Genomic DNA, 16,396 nt, shown 5'->3' on the forward strand with positions numbered 1-16,396 from the left:
CAGCCCCAGCCCGATGATCCGTTCCACACCAAAGCGCGCAATCAGATGGCCGGTAAAGAAGATAGTCATCATCGCCAGCACATGCGCCGTCACCACATCTGCCGCGTTCGAGGTTTCAAACCCGCAGCCCACCACCGCCAGCGGCGAAGAGGTCATCACCAGGTTCATCAAGGCATAGGAAACCGTGGCACAAATCACCGCAACAGCGATACGCGGCGTGCGGATGATTTTCATCCGGGGTGCGCCCAGCGCGTCACCGATTTTGGCTTGGCGGGCTGGGGATGTTAGGGCCCAAAAACAGAAAGGAACCGACGATGTTCAGCACGATCACCGCCAGATAGGTGCCCATGAACGGCACCACAAAGGCCTGTGCCGTCACTTTGACCAGCTGCGGCCCGATGATGGCCGACAAAAGCCCGCCCGCCATTACCCATGAAATCGCCTTGGGGCGAAAGTTCTTCAGAGGCGGTATCGGCGGCGGCAAAGCGGTAAAACCCCTGGGCCGACATATAGGTGCCCGAAAACAGCGCGCCCCCAGCAGGAAAATCGGGAAGGACGCGGAATAGAGCCGCATGCCCCGATCGCCGCCCCGATAGCGCCCGCTGCCGTGCCGATCAAGAACCCGGCGCGCCGCCCGGATGTTTGGATCACCGACGATAGCGGCGTGGCCGAAAGCATGGAGCCCACGACCATGATCGAGATCGACAGCGTGGCCCAACAGGCGTTTGAGGCCAGGGTTTGCCCGGCAAGCCCCCGCAATCGTAAAGATCATCGGCATCTGCGCGCCCAAAAACGCTTGGGCGGCAACCAAAACCCACACATTGCGGCGGGATTGGGCGGGGGCGGGGAGGGTGCTGGTTTGGCTCATGCCGTTGGCATATTCGCGCAGACCCCTTGCGGGCAAGAGACAAATTGTCATGGCTACAATGCCCGCTGGGCATTTTGGGGTTTCGCTGCCATTCCAGCCCCGCTAGCCTGCCTGAAAAGATGGGGGCGGGATGATCGGACGAGTTATCAAAGAGGATGCCTGCGTAGCCGAAGGGGCGGCTTGGCTTGCAGCCCATGATCCGCGTTTCGCGGCGGCTCTGGACCAGGTTGGGGATTTGCCGTTGCGTTTGCGACCGGGCGGATTTTCGGCGCTGTTTGATGCGATCATCGGTCAACAGGTCAGCACCCAATCGGCCCAGGCGATCTGGACGCGGCTGCAGGCTTCCGGGCTGATCGAAAATCCGCTGTGCGCAACGCCAGCGAAGTGGAATTGCGGGCCTGCGGCCTGTCACGGCAAAAGATCCGCTATGCCCACGCGCTTGCGGCGGCCCGCATCGACTACGCGGCCTTGCCGCAGATGCCGGATGAAGCGGTGATTGCCACCTTGACCGAAGTGCCGGGCATTGGCACCTGGACGGCCGAGATTTACGCCATGTTCAGCCTTGGCCGTGCCGATGTGTTCGCGCATGGCGACCTTGCCCTGCAAGAGGCGGCAAGGCGCTTGTTCGGGTTGGATGAGCGGCCCAAGGAAAAGCAAATGCGCCAGATGGCTGCGGGTTGGGTGCCCTGGCGATCGGTTGCAGCAAGATTGTTATGGGCCTATTACAGGGTTTCGACCGCGAAAGAAGGGATCAGATGACACGTAAACTTACCTCCGCCCGCAGGGGTGCCCCGCTGGGCCAGGCCCGTAGCATGGTTGTCTTTGTGCATGGCTACGGCGCGGATGGCGCGGATTTGCTGGGGCTTGCCGACCCGCTGGCCCCCCATTTGCCCCATACGGTTTTCTTCTCGCCCGATGCGCCAGAGCCGTGCAACGGTGCGCCGATGGGGCGGCAGTGGTTTCCGATCCCCTGGCTTGACGGCTCTTCCGAAGAGGCTGCGCGGCAGGGGTTGCTGGCGGCGGCGGATGACCTGAACGGTTTTCTGACTGAAAAACTGGCCGAGGAAGGGCTGAAGCCCGATGCGCTGGTGCTGGTCGGCTTTTCGCAAGGCGCAATGATGAGCCTGCACATCGCCCCGCGCCGAAGCCCGGTGATTGCCGGGGTGGTGGCAATTTCCGGCCGGCTTTTGTCGCCTGATCTGCTGCATGAGGCCGTGACCAAACCACCGATTCTGCTGATCCATGGCGATCAGGACCCGGTGGTTCCGTTCGAGGATATGGGCCTGGCGGGCAACGCCCTGCTTGCGGCCGGGTTTGAAACCTATGGTCATGTCATGAAAGGTACAGGCCACGGCATTGCCCCTGATGGGCTGTCGGTGACCCTCAGCTTTCTGGTCGAGCGGTTGGTGAAATAAACGGCCACCCTCGCCGCCCCCTGCGCGCTTCACTTGTTTGGCATAACCCGAGCAGTGCAGATCAGGGGGCGCCAAGGTGGCGCTTGGCACCCTGCAGAGCCGGCCAAGGATCATTTTCTAAGAATTTATGGTGCTGTGAGAGAGGATTGAACTCTCGACCACTTTATATATATCAATGGGTTACGTGGAGTTCTGGCACCATGTAAGGCAACTATTCTGGCACCGCTTTTCTTGTGAAATTAATTTCGTTCATTGTTATTGTAGTGGAAAAATCAGTGCAAGCAGTTGGGGTGTTTTTCAACAAGAACGGCGTGCCGCCGGGGAACGGCTGACCTCTTCACGCCGGACCCCTCACCCAGTATCTAACAGCTCTTCCAGCATCTGGACGCGCACCAATGTAAGCTTCGGGTCACGACCGCCACTGATGACCCTGATGAACTCAATCCAAGCCCTCTCATTCGTGGTGAGTTGGTCCCACAGTCCCGCTGGACCCTTGGGTGATGTGAACAAGGGTTCATTCATTTTCCAAAAATCCCCCTCAGTGCAGAGCGCGAACGGGCTGTCATCCGCGGATCGCTGTTATCTGATACGTCACGCAGCTCCGCCAACCAGCCACGTTCGTTCTCGCTTGCGGGCGTGCCGAAGATTTCAATAATAGCTTTTGCCGCAGTCGCGCCTACCGCCTGATCAAGCGCAAGGCGCATCAAGTATGCCGGGTCCACCTCGAGCGCCTTTGCCAATGATGGCATACGATCCAATGGCACTTTGTTTTTGCCGTTCTTGAGGTAGGTTACCATGTTGGCATTTGCAAAGCCTGCCTCGGCGGCGATGTCTGCCTGGGTCTTACGATGCGCAAGGTCGCGGATACGTTCCGCGATCAGCTTTGCGGTTGCAGAGTTTTGGTATGGGTTTGTCATATCTTCTCTCATAAGGTTGATCACATGACTTACTTACAGCGTCGCGAACGCACGGTCGGGTGGGACTATTGACGTTTGTTCAAGAAATGCGAAGTCTTAGAAAAACGACGCGTTCTTCATGGGGATGCAGCCAGTATCGGCAGGTCGGGGGCGAACGAAACCTCCACCTTCAGCATCGCAACCACCGGATCGGTGATGAAACCGCTTGGTTGGTGTGACAGAGACGCTCAGCGCGCCCCCCCACAGGGCCGTCTGGCTTACTTTGCGCAGAGCGATAGAGTCCGAGGAGTGGTTACGCTGGCAGCGCTCCTGAGCGGTGGTGCGCGATGGCGTATAACACGCGTTGAGGGAGATTGATGTCGGCGAGGGTCCGAACAGGTCGACCCCTCAGATATGGACAGTCTGAAATTCTAGGCGCCGAGGTGGTTTGAAATGTGGCGGACCTCCTTTAGCAAGCTTCGTGATCGGAATGACGTCCGCCTTCCCGGTCCGACCCATGGTGTGCATTGCAGCGGTTCGCTCAATGGACCGCTTATATCCGATTGGTTGTCGGACGCTGTCACAACGATCATATCAATGCCGCAGCCGCAGCCGCAGCCGCAGCCGCAGCCGCAGATAGCGAAGCCAGTAGCCTCCGATTCTCAGAGGTACTAGATGTCTCAGCGACGGCTTGTCTGCCCTCCACTAATGGGGAGGCGTCGTGTGTTCTTAATGATCGTGTTCCTCCATCGTCAGCCAAACCAACACGAGGCTCTATAATCTTTGATCACCCTCCCTGAGCTCTGAGATCAGATGTTCAAATCAATCAAAATATGTTATACTATAACATATCCTCCTTGTGGAAGCTCTTCCGCCACCGCAAGCTGGATCATGTATAATCGCTGGAGCGAACAAATGTTGACACAAACGCGACTACGCCAAGTTTTGACTTACAAACCCGAGGCAGGCTGCTTCACATGGGTGAGGGGTGCCAAGGCCGGCAAGGTCGCAGGCACCCTTCACGATGCGCGTGGCTTCTTGAAAGTCAGCATCGACGGTGAACGCCATCTGTTGCACCGCTTGGCGTGGCTTTGGATGACTGGCGCTATGCCAAGATCGAATATCGCACACATAGATCAAGATCGCAGCAACAACCGCTGGACCAATCTACGCGAAGGCGAACGCATGCAGGTGCTGGCGCATCGTGCGCCATGGCGTGGTCCGACTGGGATGGCCGGCGTATGGAGCGTTGAAGACCGATTTGAGGCAATGATCGACATAGACGGCGTTCTTATAAATCTTGGTCACTACACAACGGCAACGGAAGCCCAAGAGGCGATTGCGATGATTCAGCGCCGTGCACGTGAGCGGCAGCGCCAGAAACTTCAAATGGCAGCCTAAGGTTTACAACAGCGCCGACTGTGTAAGCTTTTCGTAAGCGTTTCCTAGGCGGCACCTTCCCAGTTTTTGCCTGACCTGCGACTCCACGGCTGATGGAGATCGGGGCAGGAGTTTCGCGATGGCGACTACGGTGGAGTTTCTCAGGGACTACGGTGTGGAGATACGGGCCAATGGTCAGAAGCGGTGGCCAGACGAGGTCAAGGCGCAGATCGTTGCAGAAAGCCTGATGCCTGGTGTGACGGTGAACGCGGTTGCGGCGCGGTATGGGCTTCGGGCGAACCACTTGTCGGAATGGCGTGGTCGGGCGCGCGACGGGAAGTTGGTTTTGCCTGCGCTGGCGGACAGCGGCTTTTGTTTTGCGCCTCTTGTGCTGTTGGATGAGAATACTGGTGCTGTGCCAACGCGTCCTGAGCGGCCGGGCCAGTCTGAAGCGCAGCCCTTGGGATTTATCGAGATCGCCGTGGGCCAGGTGACAATCCGGTTGGACGGTGCAACGACAGCCACGCGGATTGCCGAGATTGTGCGGGCGATCGGGCCGTCGTCATGATGCTCCCCTCGAACCGAGTGCGGTTTCTGGTCTCGACGCAGCCTGTCGACTTCAGGAAAGGCCATGATGGCCTGGCAGCAATTGTGTCGTCTGTGCTACGCAAGGATCCGTTCACCGGCACGGTCTTTGTGTTCCGCTCGCGTAAGGCGGACAGGTTGAAGCTGCTCTTCTGGGATGGCACTGGCTTGGTGATGGCCTACAAGCGGCTGGAGGATGCGACATTCACTTGGCCCGCGATCAAGGATGGGGTGATGGCGCTGAACCACGCCCAGTTCGAGGCGCTGTTTGCGGGTCTCGACTGGCGCAAAGTAAAGGCATTGGAGGCACGCCCGCCAGCTGCGGCAGAGTGAATCAACCGCTTGGTTTGGCGTGTTTTTGCGGGGGTTTTTATGGTAGCTTCAGCCCATGCAAACCGCACCCGTCATCGACCTTTCCGCCATCCCGGCCGCGCAACGCGCGGCGGTGCTGGCGTTGATGGAAACGGTGGCGACACTGACAGAAATCACCCGTCGGTAAGAGCATCTCATCGCCGAGCTGAACCACGCCCTGCATGGCAAGCGGTCAGAAAAGCTGTCTGAAGATGAACGCCAGCTGGCGTTCGAAGACCTGTCCATCGCCTTGGCCGAGGTTGAGACAGAAAAGAAAACGCGGGCCGCCAAGGCGGACAACGGGACGACCAAGCCTACGCCCAAGCGCACCATCGGCAACCTGCCAGCCGCGCTGCCGCGGATCGAAGAGATCGTTGAGCCCGCCAGCCTGATCTGCCCCTGTGGCTGCGGTGTCATGCACAAGATCGGCGAAGACCGCAGCGAGCGGCTGGACATCGTGCCGGCGCAGTTGCGCGTCATCGTGACCGTGCGGCCGAAGTATGCCTGCCGGACCTGCACCGACGGGGTGACCCAAGCCCCAGCACCCAGCCATCTGATCATGGGCGGCCTGCCGACCGAGGCCACCATCGCCCATGTGCTGGTCAGCAAATATGCGGACCATCTTCCCTTGTATCGCCAGAGCCAGATCATGGCACGGGCGGGCCTCGATCTGCACCGCGCCGTGCTGGCCGACTGGGTCGGCAAGGCTGCGTTCCACCTGAAACCCATCGTTGACCGGCTGGCCGACCACCTGAAGCGGTCATCCAAACTGTTCATGGACGAGACAACAGCCCCGGTGCTGGACCCGGGGCGCGGTGTGACAAAGACCGGATATCTCTGGGCGCTCGCCCGTGATGACAGGCCGTGGGGCGGCGAGGACCCGCCCGGCGTCGTCTACTTCTATGCCCCCGGCCGCGCGGGCGAGAATGCCGAAACCTTCCTCACCGGCTTCGATGGCATCCTGCAGATCGATGGTTACACCGGCTACAACCGCCTGACCAAACCCGCGCGCAAGGGAGGTGCGCCCATTCGGGTGGCGCACTGCTGGGCGCATGCCCGACGCAAACTCAAGGAGGTCTTCGATCGCGACGGATCGGAGATCGCCGCCGAGGGTCTGCGCCGCATCGCTGAGTTCTATGCCGTCGAGGCCGACATCCGCGGCGTCTCGCAAGGCCAGCGCCTATCTGCCCGCCAAGCCCGCACCGCGCCGTTGGTGGCCGCATTCGGTGACTGGCTGCAGACCCATCGCCGCAAGATCTCCGCAAAATCCCGCCTGGGCGAAAAGCTGACCTACATCCATAACCACTGGGACGGGCTGCAAACCTTCCTGCAGGACGGCAGCGTGGAGATTGACTCCAACAGGGTTGAAAACCTGATCCGCCCGATAGCCCTTAATCGCAAAAACGCGCTCTTCGCCCCCTCTCGGGATTTTGGCCTTGCCAAAACCCTGCCGGGCAACGGGGCATGACGAAGGCGGCATCGCCTGGGGCCGCATCGCCTCGCTCATCGAGACCTGCAAGATTAACGGCATCGAGCCCTTTGCCTATCTCAAGGCAACCCTGACCGCGATTGCCAACGGCCACCCACAAAGCCGCCTAGACGACCTGCTGCCGTGGAACTTCACGCCGCCAAGATAAGGTGACAGTGCTACCCAGCGACCGCTTACAGCTTTTCTGTCCACAACGTCGGCTATGCTGTCCACAACGGTAAATCGCGCCATGCTATTGCGCACTGCCGTCACCTTCACAACGGTTGATGTTAGCTGTTCTGTCCACAAGGCAAAAATTTAAACATTTGAAAACCTATATTTCATTGGGATTTACGAGGCAGAGATGTCCTCGAGATTAACATTTTCAAGCTGAAGCAGCTTTTTGACGGTAAGACAAACTGCCAGCGACTTGGCTGACAGACGAAATTTCATTATGCCAATCGAAATGGTCCGGTATCATGAGGTCGGCAGGTAAGCGTAGGACGATTCAAAAGCACCGCCTTCAAGCGCTTTGCCTCGCCGTGGTCTGTCTAAGCTGAAGAGCTATGGTCCATATTTTTGTTAAAGGCGCCAATAGAGCAAGGGCCAAGAAGCACTGACAACACATTTTGAATTCGCACGCTCAGAGGTGACCAGGGAGTCGTCCGTGCGCTGCCTGCACCTCGTGCACATCTGCTGGTGAGGATGTGCCTCAGCGGTGTTTGTCAAACAAGTTGTCCGCCGATTTCAAGCGGCGTCTCTGATTTCGGAGGCGCTGGTATCGCGTTCCGGGTTCAGCCAGACGGGTCCGGCGGGTTGCCAGTTGCGGGTTTTTCCTGACCACCGTTCCGGCTTTTGTGCGCGGGCATTTGCATAGAGCAAGGCCCGGTTTGCGAGGGCATCGCGGTCTTGTCCTGCGTGGCGCATGCTGGGTGTGACGAAGCGGATGGCGCTGTGAAGGTGCTCCCCGTTATACCAGCTGGTGAAGGATTTCACCCAAGCCTGCGCCTCGGCTTTTGTCGCGAAGCCCTTGGTTGGCCAGTCCGGGCGATACTTGCAGGTGCGGAACAGCGCCTCGGAGAAGGGGTTGTCGTTGCTGACGCGCGGGCGACTGTAGGACGCCATGATGCCCAGCTTTTCCAGCGTCACCTTCATCGTAGCGCCTTTCATTGGGCTCCCATTGTCGGCGTGCAGCACCAAGGGCCGCGCGATGCGGGCCTCCGACCAGACCGCCTTTTGCACCAACATCGCCGCAAGATCCGCACCCTCGCGCTCATGGACTTCCCAGCCCACGATCTTGCGGCTGAAGATATCCACGATCAGATAAAGGTAGAAGAACATGCCCGCGACCGGCCCCGGCATCCAAGTGATATCCCAGGTCCAGACCTGACAGGGTGCGCTGGCTTTGTAACTAGTTGGAGGCTTGCGCCGGACGGGCGACTTGGACCGACTACGATGATGCTGTTGCCCATCTGCGCGCAGGATACGGTAGAAGCTGGATTCTGAGGCCAGATAGTGCCCCTGATCGGCTAGTTTCGGCACGATCTGGCTGGGTGGAAGGCTGGAAAATTCCGCAGAATTACAGATGCTTAGAACAGCGGCGCGTTCCTCGTCGCTGAGCTTGTTAGGAGGCTCCGGCCGTTGGACCAAGGGACGTTGATCAGCGTGAACCTGACCGCCTTTGGTCCAGCGGCGCAAGGTCCGTTCGCTGATTTCCACCTCAGCGCAGGCTTTGGCGCGGCGGGCGCCAGCGGTGACGGCCCCTTCGATCAGCAGCGTGGCGGTTTGGCGATGTGGGGTGCTGATCATGCGTCCTCGTCGCCCCCCCAGATCGCCGCCAGCTTTTTTCTGAGCACCAGAAGCGCCGCAGTTTCGGCCAGGGCGCGGTCCTTGCGGGCCAGCTCGCGCTCCAACTCCTTGATCCGCTTCTTCTCTTCCTTCGTCGCCTGGCTCACCTTGGCCGTGCTGGTACGGTCCCAGTCATTCGCCTGCTCGCACGCCCCGCGCCATACCTTGATTTGCTCGGGAAACAGCCCGCGCTTGCGGCAATACTCCGCCAGATCGGCCTCATTCAGCGCCGCCGTCTCCAGCACCGCCGCAAACTTGTCGCGCGATGCCCAACCGGAAGGGCCGGCATCGGCATCGGGCAAAAGCTGGCCCTTGCCACGCGCCTCAGCACGCCACTTGTGCAGCGTCGCCTCCGAAATCCCCTCCTCCTGCGACAAGCGCCGAATGGCCATGTTGTTCGGAGGCAGCATCCGCTTCAGCACCGCAGTCTTGCGTTCCTGTGAATATCCCACGTCATCGTCCTATCCCGCCCACCTGAAAAATAGAGAAAAGTAGAGCAGCGGACAACTAGCCTGACACAGGGGGGCTATCAGCAATGATATTAGAGCTTTGCTTTTGCAGCTGATAGGTTTGCAGTCAATTGTTCGAGCGACAATGTCAATTCTCTAACGACAACTTCGACCTCCTCCAGCCCCTTCTCGGGACCTTTGGCTACGGGGTTTTCGTTCAGTAAGAATGTGAACAATACCCCAAGAGGTCCAAACATAAACCCAAGCAGAGTGGCAAGTCCTGCCTTTGAAGGCACCCTATCTCTTGCCACAAAATAAGACATGCCTGCACAGAGGACCCATACAATCACTAATACTTCCATAACTTCTCCCAAAGGCGTTTCTTACTTCTCTTAACTTGACGTGGGCTCGCTGTCTCAAACAAATTAGTCTTGGGCGCGGAGCATATTGCGCATCCTGTAGCAAACCTTGGAGAACGGCTGTGAACTGGGGTCGGCCGGCGGTGAAGCATTCGCACGATTTCGGGTTGAGTTCGCACTTGGTCAGCAGCCAGCCCGTGACTCTGCAGTCAAGCATGCCACAGGCGCGCTCAGCGAACTCACTGTGGCGCTGCAGCGCTATTTCGTCGACCTGATGCAGCCCTCGCGCCGAAGCGACTCCCTACGGGTCTTTGCGGCGCTGTGAGCCGGTCTGCCAGGTGGTTGAGCGGGGCGTGGAACGGCAGCAAAGCGGGGTCGATGGACGGCTAGACAAGGCGAAGGTCGTTTGAAAGCCGTGCAGTTCCAAACGCATCGAGCTACGGGGTTCTACCATCTTCCGATGTCGCGGCACATCGCAAGCATCGCGGTGACGGACCACAGCAACGAAACATTCAGCAATGCTCATCGTTATTCAAAGCTTGGCATCGGTGACGTAGCGCAGAGCGCGTGAAGCCGTCATAGCGCCCCCAGCAGGCTAGTCGCGCTTGCGGTAACGATGTCAGTTAGGCAGGGTCTGTTGTGCTGGAGCTAAGGGATAGTCAGCGTGTAGGCGCCAGCAATTGAAACTTGAAAAGTATAGCACTAAGTGATAGGAGTGATGTGCGAGTATTTTTGACAAAGCAGTTCTCAAGGTGGGCCGCTGACGAAAGGGTTGACGACGCAACGCTCACGGAAACGGCTGAAGAAGCCTTCGGTGGCGAAGTCGATGCTGACCTTGGTGGATACCTGTTCAAGAAGCGGGTTGCGCGTGAAGATGGCGGAAAGTCAGGCGGGTATCGGACGATACTTTGCTTTCGGAAGTCCAACGACAGCAGGATCTTTTTTCTGCACGGTTTTCCGAAGAGCAACAAAGGCAACATCACCTCGAAAGAGGAGAAGGCGTTAAAGAAGATCGCAAAGTCCCTAGTTGATCTGTCGAATGAGCAGGTTGAGGGGCTGAAAGCAAAAAAGGCTATCCGTGAGCTAGGGGAAGAAAATGAAAACCAGAAGTGACATCCTCGATATGGCGCTCGACTTTGCGGTTGACCTTCACGAAGTTGGTGCGATGGATAAAGCCACCCTTCGTGACATCGAGGAACTCGCGATCCCAAAAGTCCCTGACTATAGCGCCAAGCAATTCGCTTGATCCGAGAGCGGAACCACGTGAGCCAGCCGATCTTCGCGCACTATATGAACGTTGGTCGGACTACAGTTGCTCAGTGGGAGCAAGGCAAGAAGAAGCCGGGTGGGTCAGCCGCTCGGTTGCTCGATCTTATCGCGCGCAAGGGCATACAAGCTATCGTTTAACAGCAGGCGCTATTTCGATCCGTTGGCACTTCTGGTGATGTGACCTTTTTCGCATGATGGAGGTTAGGAACGGCATAACATAGGGCTCCACAGAGTGACCCAAGCAAGCCAATTCTGTTTGCTGATACAGTATCATGCTCCCCTTTCGTCAAGCTTTGAGGCAATCGCGTCATGAAAATCCCCGACGACATCTTCCCCATCCTGCGCGAGATCGATCAGTCGCTCAAGGATAAGGCCATTCCGCCCAGCTCTCGCCCCATTATGGCGGTGATCGAGTTCGGCAAACGATTCCATATTAACCTTCCACTGGCGAAGCTCCCGCCGGGGGCTCCCGCAGAATTGGTCGCTACTGGCGCCTATACAAACAGTATCCATAGCTGGTATGAAGAGGTCTACGGCGATCTGATTAAGATCGATTTCTCAGAGAAAGCCAAGTTAGCTGTCCTTGCCGATAGTGACATTTGGGAAATGCGTCTTCCGCTGATTTATGGGACGCCATTGATTGAGGTTAAGCGCGAGCTGCCCAAACACCCTGGAAACAGGGTCGGGACACAGGTGCTCGACATCAATGCCTGCGCATCGCTGACCGGTATCACCGAGGCCCGCCTTCAGCACTTCTCTGACAACGACTTAAACGAGGTCTATGGGTTGTTCGTTGTCGGGCTTGACGTGAGAGGTGCTTTCAATCGTTTCCGCAAGTCCGACCCAATGTTCGCCGCTGCTGAAGAGGACTGGTTCGCTGCCGTCGGACACATGACGAACCAGTCCCCAAACTGGGGACAGGCAAGATGGTCTTCACTTCAGATGACCGAGAAATTTATGAAAGGCATGATCGCGATCATTGGAGACCATGCAGTTCCATGGGGTCACAAGTTGAGGGAGCCACATGACGTCCTTTCACGCTCAATCCGGGGCCTCAATGTTCAGCACCTCATTGCTGACATCCAGTGCGACGCATCCGTCCGCTACAATGACCCGAAAACGCCATCGACGCGGCAGCAGGCCTGCGCAGCCCACAAAGCCAGCTTGCTCATCATTCGTGTATTAGGTGACGTGCAATACAGCCAAAACCGATGAGCTCCAGGTTCTTCAAGACACTCTGAGTGCGAGTCGCTCATGCCGTACCGGTTAGTGGCTTTTGCGCGTATGCGGCGAATGGCAGCTAAGTCCGCAGACTTGACCTTCGAGCTGACCGCAGCGAAAGACCAGCTTACGCTTCGAAGTCACCAGAATGGGTTTTTGCAAATGCGCCAAGCACCGCCCGACATGCTTTGTTGTTTGTGGTGAGGTGGCGGTTCATAGGCCAAGAAAGTTAGGAACGGCATAACATAGGGGGCCACCGAGTGGCGCAAGCAGGTTGCTGTCAGCGCCTGCGTCCAGCGCCCCATCCATAGCCTCTCAGACTCACGCAGAGTCGCCTTGAAGGGGTTGCTTATGCTCTCGGCTAGGTGGGGCAAGGTCCAGCGCCGACGACTCTCAGTGACTCGCTCCCGCGCCGTTTGAGATGAAGGGCCGCAGAAACTATCGACCTCCTATGCCGCCGTCACCAGCAACCACTTGCGATATGAGTAGAAAACGCCGACAAACCAGCTACGATCCGGGGCGCAAGCCGTTGTCCGGCAATATCAACATTTGCGCGGAGACGCTGGCATGACCGATGAGCAGAAGAAGAAGCTTGAGCAAAAGCTGTGGGACATCGCCAACACGCTGCGTGGCAAGATGGGTGCGGATGAGTTTCGCGATTACATCCTCGGCTTCATTTTCTACAAATACCTGTCCGAACGCATGCACAGCTATGCCACCGACATTCTGCGCGCCGAAAACCTGAAATTCACTGCCGTCGATGAAACGTCCAGCGAAGGTCGCGCGATCCTTGATGCGGTCAAAGACGCGTCCGTTGAAGCCTTGGGTTACTTCTTGAACCCGTCCGAGCTGTTCAGCGCCGTTGCCAAGCGAGGTGAGGACGGCGCCTTCATTCTTGGTGATCTGGCGACCATCCTGTCGAATATCGAACGCTCCACCATGGGCACGGAGTCTGAGGACGATTTCGATCACCTGTTCGAAGACCTCGACCTGACTTCGACCAAGCTCGGTCGGTCCGAGGACGCCAAGAACGCGCTGATTGCGAAGGTGCTGACGCATCTGGATGCCATCGACTTCCGGCTGGATGATGCTGACGCGGACGTGCTGGGTGATGCCTATGAATACCTGATCGGTCAGTTTGCCAGTGGCGCTGGCAAGAAGGCGGGGGAGTTTTATACGCCGCAACAGGTGTCCACCATCCTTGCGCGCATTGTCACCACCGGCAAGACACGGCTGAAATCGGTCTATGATCCAACCTGCGGGTCGGGATCGCTGCTATTGCGGGTTGCGCGCGAAGTCAGCGATGTGTCCGACTTCTTCGGTCAGGAGATGAACCGCACCACCTACAACCTTGCGCGCATGAACATGATCCTGCACGGCGTCCATTACCGCAATTTCGATCTGCGCCAAGAGGACACGCTGGAACACCCGCAGCACGAAGGCATGCTGTTCGAAGCCATTGTCGCCAACCCGCCATTCTCGGCGAAATGGTCGGCGCGACCGTTGTTCTTGCAAGACGACCGTTTCGCGCAATATGGCCGCTTGGCGCCAGGGTCCAAGGCGGATTATGCCTTTGTCACACATATGCTCGCGCATCTGGATGATAACGGTGCGATGGCGGTTGTGTTACCGCATGGCGCGCTGTTTCGCGGTGGCGCCGAAGGGGCGATACGTGAGTTCATCATTCGCGAGAAGAACTGGCTGGATGCGGTGATCGGCCTGCCTGCGAATATCTTTTACGGCACGAGCATTCCAACCTGCATCATGGTGTTCAAGAAATGCCGCGAGGTAGATGATGTGCTGTTCATCGACGCCTCGACTTGCTTTGAGAAGGGCAAGAACGAAAACCGCCTGCGCGATGAGGACGTGGACCGCATCACCGCCGCGTATCGGGGCCGGACCGAGGAGGCGCGCTTTTCGCACCGCGCGCCATTGGCAGAAATTGCAGGCAATGATTACAACCTGAACATCCCCCGCTACGTCGACACATTCACGGCAGAGGCTGCGATTGACTTGGCAGAGGTCACGCGTGAGTTGGCGCAGATCGAGGCAGATATGGCGCCGATCAACGCGCAAATTCGCGCCTTTTGTGCCGAGTTGGGGTTGGAGTCGCCGGTATGAGTGCGACAGTGCCGAAGCTACGGTTTGCGGGGTTTGATGGGGCGTGGAAAGCTACCAAGCTGGCAGAAAAGTTTGATCACATTCGAAATGGTTTTGTGGGGACGGCAACACCATACTATGTTGAGCGTGGAGTTAAGTATCTTCAGGGGAAAAACATCAAGGAAGGTGAAATTGACTCTAGGGGTCTTATTCATATTTCTGAACAGTTTCACAAAAGTAAGAGAAAATCTGCACTGAAAGCAGGCGATTTGCTTATGGTCCAATCTGGCCATGTCGGTGAATGCGCAGTCGTCGGAGAAGGTTTCGAAGGTGCGAACTGTCATGCACTGATAATTTTAACACCGAGAACCGGGGTTTCCAGCGAATTTTGCAAGTCATACTTCTATTCGCCAAGCGGGTTGAGGCAAATTAACAAAATCAAAACGGGCAACACGATCGAGCATATTTTGGCCAGCGAAATGGCTATTTTGCAAATGGATTTGCCCACACTTCCAGAACAACAAAAGATCGCCGCCTTCCTTGGTGCGGTGGATAGCAAACTCGCAGCGTTGCGGCGCAAGCAGGCGGGGTTAGAGCGGTTCAAGGCGGGGCTGATGCAACGCCTCTTCTCGCAAAAGCTGCGCTTTACGCGAGACGACGGCTCGGCGTTTCCGGATTGGCAGCAGAAGCGGTTAGGGGATATTCTGACAGTTCGCTACGGCAAAGACCACAAAGCTTTGAGTGACGGCGACATACCTGTCTATGGTACGGGTGGAATTATGCGCAAAGTGGATCAGGCACTATACCATGGTCCGTCAATTCTTATTGGTCGCAAAGGCACGATCAATAAACCAATGCTAGTTGATGGGGCATTCTGGACGGTTGATACCTTGTTCTATACCGAGATCAACGCCGCGTTCATACCTCGACTTGTTTTTGCTGTGGTGGAGCGTGTGAACTGGCTCGAATTAAACGAAGCTACGGGTGTTCCTAGTCTTAATTCAAACGGCATTTCGAGTGTTAAAGTTTGCGTTCCATCTCACCCCGACGAACAACGCAAAATCGCTGACGCGCTCACCGCGCTGGATGCCAAAATCACCGCCACTCGCGCGCAGATCACCAAGACCGAGCGTTTCAAGCAGGGCTTGTTGCAGCAGATGTTTGTGTAAGGGTGCGCTATGAGCGGTGAAGTCATCCTCTATCAAACCGACGACGGACGTGCGCAGATCAGCCTGCGTGCGATTGACGGCACCGTCTGGCTGACCCAAGCCGAGATGGCGCAGCTGTTCGACACGACACCACAAGCCATCACCCAGCACCTGCGGTTGATCTATGCCGAGGGTGAGGAGGTGGAGGCGGCAACTTGTAAGGAACTCTTACAAGTTCGAACTGAAGGTGCGCGGCAAGTCTCACGCAGCCTGAAGCACTATTCATTGCCGATCTTGCTGGCGGTGGGGTTTCGCGTTCGTTCTGCACGTGGCACGCAGTTCCGCCGCTGGGCCAACACGATCTTGCAAGACTATCTTGTCAAAGGCTTTGCGATGGATGACGCCAAGCTGAAGGCGGCAGACCAGTGGGATTACTTCGACGAATGGCTTGCGCGCATCCGCGACATCCGCGCCTCAGAAAAGCGGTTCTATCAAAAGGTGCGCGACCTGTTCACCACCGCCGTCGATTACGACAAGGGGTCAGAGGCGGCGCAGTTGTTTTTCCAAAAGGTCCAGAACAAGATGCTGTGGGCGGTGACCGGCCAAACGGCGGCAGAGATTATCGCTGCGCGTGCTGATGCGGGTGTGCCGAACATGGGTCTGACTTCATGGAAGGGTGGTGTGGTACGCAAGGGCGATGTTGGCACCGCCAAGAACTACCTCGCCGCCGCTGAGGTGGAGGAGCTGAACCGCATCGTGACAATGTATCTGGATTATGCCGAGGATCAGGCCACGCGGCGCAGTGCTGTGACGATGGCGGTTTGGGCGGAAAAGCTGGATGCGTTCCTTAGCTTCAACGACCGCGACGTGCTGACCCATGCAGGCAAGCTACGGATGGACGTGGCGCAAAAGCTGGCCGAGGATGCCTATGCGGTGTTTGAGCGTTCAAGGCGCGCGGTTGAGGCGGTTGAGGCGGACGCTGAAGATTTCAAGGTGATTGAAGAGTTGGCGAAGCAAGCGCCGAAGGGGAAGCCGTGAT

General features: G+C 57.5%; 13 protein-coding genes and 3 pseudogenes. 12 read left to right on the forward strand and 4 right to left on the reverse strand.

Features of this window, described 5'->3' with window-relative positions; translation table 11 throughout:
• Window positions 1-868 (reverse strand): annotated as a pseudogene (locus tag VDP61_RS14315) (MFS transporter); the annotation flags it as partial.
• A 130-nt stretch (window positions 869-998) separates the two neighbouring features.
• On the opposite strand from VDP61_RS14315, the pseudogene VDP61_RS14320 reads away from it, so the two are divergent.
• Window positions 999-1,627, forward strand: a pseudogene (locus VDP61_RS14320) (DNA-3-methyladenine glycosylase family protein).
• Window positions 1,624-2,283, forward strand: coding sequence for an alpha/beta hydrolase (locus VDP61_RS14325; RefSeq protein WP_323007025.1), 660 nt, complete (start codon window positions 1,624-1,626; stop codon window positions 2,281-2,283). The pseudogene VDP61_RS14320 and the gene VDP61_RS14325 overlap by 4 nt, the downstream one beginning before the upstream one ends.
• Before the next feature lie 518 nt (window positions 2,284-2,801).
• Here VDP61_RS14325 and VDP61_RS14330 read toward each other — a convergent pair.
• A complete protein-coding gene (locus VDP61_RS14330; RefSeq protein WP_323007026.1) occupies window positions 2,802-3,224 on the reverse strand; it encodes a helix-turn-helix transcriptional regulator in 423 nt (140 codons plus the stop codon).
• Window positions 3,225-4,070: 846 nt separating this feature from the next.
• Here VDP61_RS14330 and VDP61_RS14335 point away from each other — a divergent pair.
• The 4 genes and pseudogenes from VDP61_RS14335 to tnpC all read left to right on the forward strand — a co-directional run.
• Window positions 4,071-4,580 carry an HNH endonuclease gene (locus VDP61_RS14335; protein WP_323007561.1) on the forward strand — a complete coding sequence of 170 codons (510 nt, stop codon included), beginning with the start codon at window positions 4,071-4,073 and terminating at the stop codon, window positions 4,578-4,580.
• A gap of 118 nt (window positions 4,581-4,698) precedes the next feature.
• On the forward strand, window positions 4,699-5,127 hold the full coding sequence (gene tnpA / locus VDP61_RS14340; protein WP_323006985.1) for an IS66-like element accessory protein TnpA: 429 nt from the start codon (window positions 4,699-4,701) through the stop codon (window positions 5,125-5,127).
• Window positions 5,124-5,477, forward strand: a complete 354-nt coding sequence (gene tnpB / locus VDP61_RS14345; RefSeq protein ID WP_323006560.1) for an IS66 family insertion sequence element accessory protein TnpB — start codon at window positions 5,124-5,126, stop codon at window positions 5,475-5,477. The genes tnpA and tnpB overlap by 4 nt, the downstream gene beginning before the upstream one ends.
• A gap of 166 nt (window positions 5,478-5,643) precedes the next feature.
• Window positions 5,644-7,132 (forward strand): annotated as a pseudogene (gene tnpC, locus VDP61_RS14350) (IS66 family transposase); the annotation flags it as partial.
• Window positions 7,133-7,710: 578 nt separating this feature from the next.
• On the opposite strand, the gene VDP61_RS14355 reads toward tnpC, so the two are convergent.
• A protein-coding gene (locus VDP61_RS14355; RefSeq protein WP_323006662.1) for an IS3 family transposase occupies window positions 7,711-9,221 on the reverse strand; the annotation gives its coding sequence in 2 pieces (ribosomal slippage) (window positions 7,711-8,795 and window positions 8,795-9,221; 1,512 coding nt in all).
• Between the two features lie 131 nt (window positions 9,222-9,352).
• Window positions 9,353-9,622, reverse strand: a complete 270-nt coding sequence (locus VDP61_RS14360; protein ID WP_323007562.1) for a hypothetical protein — start codon at window positions 9,620-9,622, stop codon at window positions 9,353-9,355.
• A 717-nt stretch (window positions 9,623-10,339) separates the two neighbouring features.
• Between VDP61_RS14360 and VDP61_RS14365 the strand changes: the two genes are divergently transcribed.
• From VDP61_RS14365 to VDP61_RS14390, 6 genes are all read left to right on the forward strand, one after another.
• Window positions 10,340-10,732 (forward strand): type II toxin-antitoxin system RelE/ParE family toxin, encoded by a 393-nt coding sequence (locus VDP61_RS14365; protein ID WP_323007563.1) that lies wholly within the window; start codon window positions 10,340-10,342, stop codon window positions 10,730-10,732.
• Complete coding sequence (locus tag VDP61_RS14370) at window positions 10,716-10,865, forward strand: hypothetical protein (protein WP_323007564.1); 150 nt, start codon at window positions 10,716-10,718, stop codon at window positions 10,863-10,865. Before VDP61_RS14365 ends, VDP61_RS14370 begins: the two co-directional genes overlap by 17 nt.
• Before the next feature lie 332 nt (window positions 10,866-11,197).
• Window positions 11,198-12,103: a hypothetical protein gene (locus tag VDP61_RS14375; protein WP_323007565.1), complete on the forward strand. Its 906-nt coding sequence runs from the start codon at window positions 11,198-11,200 to the stop codon at window positions 12,101-12,103.
• Between the two features lie 573 nt (window positions 12,104-12,676).
• A complete protein-coding gene (locus tag VDP61_RS14380) occupies window positions 12,677-14,230 on the forward strand; it encodes a type I restriction-modification system subunit M (RefSeq protein ID WP_323007566.1) in 1,554 nt (517 codons plus the stop codon).
• Window positions 14,227-15,378 (forward strand): restriction endonuclease subunit S, encoded by a 1,152-nt coding sequence (locus VDP61_RS14385; RefSeq protein WP_323007567.1) that lies wholly within the window; start codon window positions 14,227-14,229, stop codon window positions 15,376-15,378. The genes VDP61_RS14380 and VDP61_RS14385 overlap by 4 nt, the downstream gene beginning before the upstream one ends.
• A 9-nt stretch (window positions 15,379-15,387) precedes the next feature.
• Window positions 15,388-16,395, forward strand: coding sequence for a virulence RhuM family protein (locus tag VDP61_RS14390; RefSeq protein WP_323007568.1), 1,008 nt, complete (start codon window positions 15,388-15,390; stop codon window positions 16,393-16,395).
• Window position 16,396: the final 1 nt, after the last annotated feature.

Source organism: Pseudorhodobacter sp. (assembly GCF_034675685.1).
In the GTDB taxonomy this organism is placed as follows: Bacteria; Pseudomonadota; Alphaproteobacteria; order Rhodobacterales; family Rhodobacteraceae; genus Pseudorhodobacter.

Excerpts from the sequence above, each read along its gene's own strand:
- tnpB (WP_323006560.1), top strand. The coding sequence starts at position 5,124 with ATGATGCTCCCCTCGAACCGAGTGCGGTTTCTGGTCTCGACGCAGCCT.
- VDP61_RS14370 (WP_323007564.1), top strand. The coding sequence starts at position 10,716 with ATGAAAACCAGAAGTGACATCCTCGATATGGCGCTCGACTTTGCGGTT.
- VDP61_RS14335 (WP_323007561.1), top strand. The coding sequence starts at position 4,071 with ATGTATAATCGCTGGAGCGAACAAATGTTGACACAAACGCGACTACGC.
- tnpA (WP_323006985.1), top strand. The coding sequence starts at position 4,699 with ATGGCGACTACGGTGGAGTTTCTCAGGGACTACGGTGTGGAGATACGG.
- VDP61_RS14390 (WP_323007568.1), top strand. The coding sequence starts at position 15,388 with ATGAGCGGTGAAGTCATCCTCTATCAAACCGACGACGGACGTGCGCAG.
- VDP61_RS14380 (WP_323007566.1), top strand. The coding sequence starts at position 12,677 with ATGACCGATGAGCAGAAGAAGAAGCTTGAGCAAAAGCTGTGGGACATC.
- VDP61_RS14360 (WP_323007562.1), bottom strand. The coding sequence starts at position 9,622 with ATGGAAGTATTAGTGATTGTATGGGTCCTCTGTGCAGGCATGTCTTAT.
- VDP61_RS14385 (WP_323007567.1), top strand. The coding sequence starts at position 14,227 with ATGAGTGCGACAGTGCCGAAGCTACGGTTTGCGGGGTTTGATGGGGCG.
- VDP61_RS14375 (WP_323007565.1), top strand. The coding sequence starts at position 11,198 with ATGAAAATCCCCGACGACATCTTCCCCATCCTGCGCGAGATCGATCAG.
- VDP61_RS14325 (WP_323007025.1), top strand. The coding sequence starts at position 1,624 with ATGACACGTAAACTTACCTCCGCCCGCAGGGGTGCCCCGCTGGGCCAG.